Origin of the sequence: Amycolatopsis thailandensis (assembly GCF_002234405.1) — a bacterium.
Lineage (GTDB): Bacteria > Actinomycetota > Actinomycetes > Mycobacteriales > Pseudonocardiaceae > Amycolatopsis > Amycolatopsis thailandensis.
The window spans coordinates 1-539 of record NZ_NMQT01000399.1 but is presented as its reverse complement, the minus strand read 5'-3'; the positions used below and the strand labels follow the sequence as shown (position 1 = coordinate 539).

The 539-nt window shown below is 62.2% G+C and carries 1 protein-coding gene and 1 pseudogene; one reads left to right on the top strand and one right to left on the bottom strand.

Translation table 11 applies throughout. The features are described 5' to 3' along the window. Nucleotides 1-103 (top strand): annotated as a pseudogene (locus CFP71_RS45280) (DUF4333 domain-containing protein); the annotation flags it as partial. 112 nt (nt 104-215) lie between these two features. On the opposite strand, the gene CFP71_RS43140 reads toward CFP71_RS45280, so the two are convergent. Next, a complete protein-coding gene (locus CFP71_RS43140; RefSeq protein WP_093939504.1) occupies nt 216-500 on the bottom strand; it encodes a WXG100 family type VII secretion target in 285 nt (94 codons plus the stop codon). Between the last annotated feature and the right edge of the window lie 39 nt (nt 501-539).

Sequence of the window (539 nt, the reverse complement as noted above, 5' to 3'; positions counted from 1 at the left end):
CACCACTTTCGATTGCTCGATCGATCTTTCGGGACAGCAGAAGAAGGTCACCGTCCGGGTGTTGAACACGACCCCGGAATTCGAGGTCGGCGCACCGCACTGACGGGAAAAGCCGCGACGGGAACTCCCGTCGCGGCTTTTCTTTCGGACAAACGAAACGGCGGGCTCGGCATCCGGAGATGCCTGCCCGCCGTTGCTCGTTCCGAGCGTGAGACTCAGAACAGGCCGGTGACGCCCTGCTCCGTGCTCTGGTAGCCGTCGGCCAGCTGCGGCAGCACGCCGGCGACCTGCGCGAGAAGCTGCTTGAGCTCCTCGAAGCTGTTGTCCCACTCCTGCTGAGCGGCCATGTACGCGACCTTCGCGTCACCGTCCCAGGTGTTGATCAGCGGCGACAGGTCGCTCTTCAGCTGCCCGAAGAGGGACTCCAGCTCGCCGCCGGAGTTCTTGCAGTCGTCGGCCGCCGCGTGAATCGTGGCGTAATCGACCTTCATCTCGCCCATAAGATCCTCCAGTCAAAAAGAAAAAGTCGTGGTTTTGGT